The following is a 3,415-nucleotide window of genomic DNA, read 5'->3' as shown; positions in this document are numbered from 1 at the left end:
GGGCGACCTGTCGCAGAAGATCACCGTGGACGCGCGCGGGGAGATCCTGGAGCTGAAGAGCACCATCAACACGATGGTCGACCAGCTCTCGGCGTTCGCCGACGAGGTCACGCGAGTGGCCCGCGAGGTCGGCACCGAGGGCCGCCTCGGCGGACAGGCCCAGGTGCGCGGGGTGTCGGGCACCTGGAAGGACCTCACCGACAACGTCAACGTGATGGCCTCCAACCTCACCGGCCAGGTCCGCTCCATCGCCCAGGTCGCCACCGCCGTGGCGCGCGGCGACCTGTCGCAGCGGATCACCGTCGAGGCCGCCGGCGAGGTCGCCGCGCTGGCCGAGGTCATCAACACGATGGTCGACACGCTGTCGGCCTTCGCCGACGAGGTCACCCGTGTCGCCCGCGAGGTCGGCACCGAGGGGCGCCTCGGCGGACAGGCGCACGTGCCGAACGTCGCCGGCACCTGGAAGGACCTCACCGACAACGTCAACTCGATGGCCAACAACCTCACCGGTCAGGTGCGCAACATCGCGCTGGTGACGACCGCCGTGGCCAAGGGCGACCTGTCGAAGAAGATCGACGTGGACGCCCGCGGCGAGATCCTCGAACTGAAGACGACGATCAACACGATGGTCGACCAGCTGTCCGCGTTCGCCGACGAGGTCACCCGTGTCGCCCGCGAGGTCGGCACCGAAGGACGCCTCGGCGGACAGGCCGAGGTCGAGGGTGTCTCCGGCACCTGGAAGCGCCTGACGGAGAACGTCAACGAACTGGCGGGCAACCTGACCCGGCAGGTCCGCGCCATCGCCGAGGTCGCGAGCGCCGTCGCCGAGGGCGATCTGACGCGCTCGATCACCGTGGAGGCGTCCGGCGAGGTCGCCGAACTCAAGGACAACATCAACTCGATGGTGGAGTCCCTGCGCGAGACCACCCGGGCCAACCAGGAGCAGGACTGGCTCAAGACCAACCTCGCCCGCATCTCGGGCCTGATGCAGGGCCACCGCGACCTGCCCGTCGTCGCCGAGCTGATCATGGACGAGCTTGTCCCGCTGGTGTCGGCCCAGTACGGGGCCTTCTACCTCGCCGAGGACAGCGACGACGGGCCCGAACTGCGGCTCGTCGGCTCCTACGGCTACCCCGAGGAGAGCAGCCGCCCCTCCCGCATCGCCTTCGGCCGCACCCTGGTCGGTCAGGCCGCGCGCAGCCGGCGCACCATCATGGTGAACGAGCTGCCGGACGGCTACGTGACCATCTCCTCGGGCCTGGGCGAGGTGGTGCCGACCGTGCTGGTGCTGCTGCCGATCGTCGTCGAGGGCCAGGTCCTCGGCGTCATCGAGCTGGCGTCGGTCACGCCCTTCACCCAGATCCACCGGGACTTCCTCGCCCAGGTGATGGAGACCATCGGCGTCAACGTCAACACCATCGTGGCCAACGCCCGCACCGACGAGCTGCTCGTCGAGTCCCAGCGGCTCACGGTCGAACTCCAGGCCCGCTCCACCGAGTTGCAGGTGCAGCAGGAGGAACTGCAGCGATCCAACGCGGAACTGGAGGAGAAGGCCTCGCTGCTGGCGGCACAGAACCGGGACATCGAGGCGAAGAACCTGCAGATCGAGCAGGCCCGCCAGGAACTGGAGACCCGCGCCCAGCAGCTGTCGCTGGCCTCGAAGTACAAGTCGGAGTTCCTGGCCAACATGAGCCACGAACTGCGCACCCCGCTCAACAGCCTGCTCATCCTCGCCCAGTTGCTCGCGCAGAACCCGTCCCGCAACCTCACGCCCAAGCAGGTCGAGTACGCACAGATCATCCACTCCGCCGGTTCCGATCTGCTCCAGCTGATCAACGACATCCTGGACCTGTCGAAGGTCGAGGCCGGGAAGATGGACGTCACGCCCGAGCGGGTGACGCTGCGGCAGCTCATCGAGTACGTCGAGGCCACCTTCCGGCCCATGACGACGCAGAAGAGCCTGGACTTCACGGTGACGACCGCCCCCGGCGCGCCCGCGGACGTGCTCACGGACGACTCCCGGCTGCGCCAGGTGCTGCGCAACCTCCTGTCGAACGCCGTGAAGTTCACCGAACAGGGCGGCGTGGAGCTGAGCATCGAGCCCGCGTCGGACGACGAGGTGCCCGAGGGCGTGGTGCGGGGCGCCGCCGTGGTGGCCTTCCGCGTCAAGGACACCGGCATCGGCATTCCCGAGCAGCACCTGGAGACGATCTTCGGCGCGTTCCAGCAGGCGGACGGCACGACCAGCCGCAAGTACGGCGGCACCGGCCTGGGCCTGTCCATCACCCGTGAGATCGCCCAGCTGCTCGGCGGCGCCGTGTCGGTGCACAGCGCGCCCGGCCAGGGCAGCACGTTCACGCTCTTCCTGCCCGTGGCCCGCCCCGACTTCGAGGAACTGCTCAGCCACGGCAGGCCCCTCGACCGGGCCTCGGCCGAACCCGTGCCGCAGGGACTGGCCGGTTCGGTGCCGGTGGCCCAGATCGGGCCCGGCCCCCGGCCCCGGCGCCTGCTCGTCGTGGAGGAGCGCTCGCGCGGTCTGCTGACTCTCGTCGCGGAGAGCGTGGTCGCCGACCTGACACAGGGCCGCGCCGACGGCGCTCAGCGGCCCGCGGTCGACATCATCACCGCCGTCGGTGCGCAGGAGGCGGCCGGTGCCCTGGCCTCCGAGCCGTGCCACTGCGTCGTCCTGGAACTGGGCATGCGCGACGACGAGGCGTCCCGGTTCCTCCAGGCCCTGGAAGGGGACTCGGCGCTGACGAGCGTGCCGGTACTGGTGCACAGCAGCCACCCCGGGGACGCGTCCCTGGACGAGACGCTGCGCTCCCGCTCCGCCGGCGGCGCACTGGAGTTGCTGTCCAGCCTCGACGAACTGCGCGAGCGCATCGCCCTGCACCTGTCCGCCGAGGAACCCGGGGACGTGCTCTCCCTCGTCCGGACCGAAGGGCCGCAGCACCTGGCGCCGCCCTCGGTCGACGACGCGACGGCGGGCCGTACCGTCCTCGTCGTCGACGACGACGCGCGGAACCTCTTCGCGCTGAGCGGGATCCTGGAAATGCACGGCTTCCGCGTCCTGCACGCCGAGAACGGGCGCAGAGGCATCGAGACACTGGTGAACAACCCGGACGTCGCCATCGTGCTCATGGACGTGATGATGCCCGAGATGGACGGCTACACCGCCACGGCCGAGATCCGCCGGATGCCGCAGTACGCCGAGCTGCCCATCATCGCCGTCACGGCGAAGGCGATGCCGGGCGACAGGGACAAGAGCCTCGCCTCGGGTGCCAGCGACTACGTCACCAAGCCCGTCGACACGCGCGACCTCATGGCCTGCGTCCGCCGCTGGCTACCCGCATGAGAACACCGGCGCCCGACCCCCACACCGGCCGGCCGGGCGCCCCGCAGCGCTTGTCGTTCC

At 70.0% G+C, this 3,415-nt stretch carries 1 protein-coding gene; it reads left to right on the top strand.

From position 1 onward, the window contains the following. Window positions 1–3,355, top strand: a 3,355-nt coding sequence (locus ABZ281_RS42980) for a HAMP domain-containing protein (RefSeq protein ID WP_356663532.1), incomplete at its 5' end; no start/stop codon positions are given. Window positions 3,356–3,415: the final 60 nt, after the last annotated feature.

The organism is Streptomyces sp. NPDC006265 (assembly GCF_040613555.1).
Taxonomy (GTDB): Bacteria; Actinomycetota; Actinomycetes; order Streptomycetales; family Streptomycetaceae; genus Streptomyces.
The sequence above is the reverse complement of the archived record's forward strand: the minus strand, read 5'-3'. Positions and strand labels throughout refer to the sequence as shown.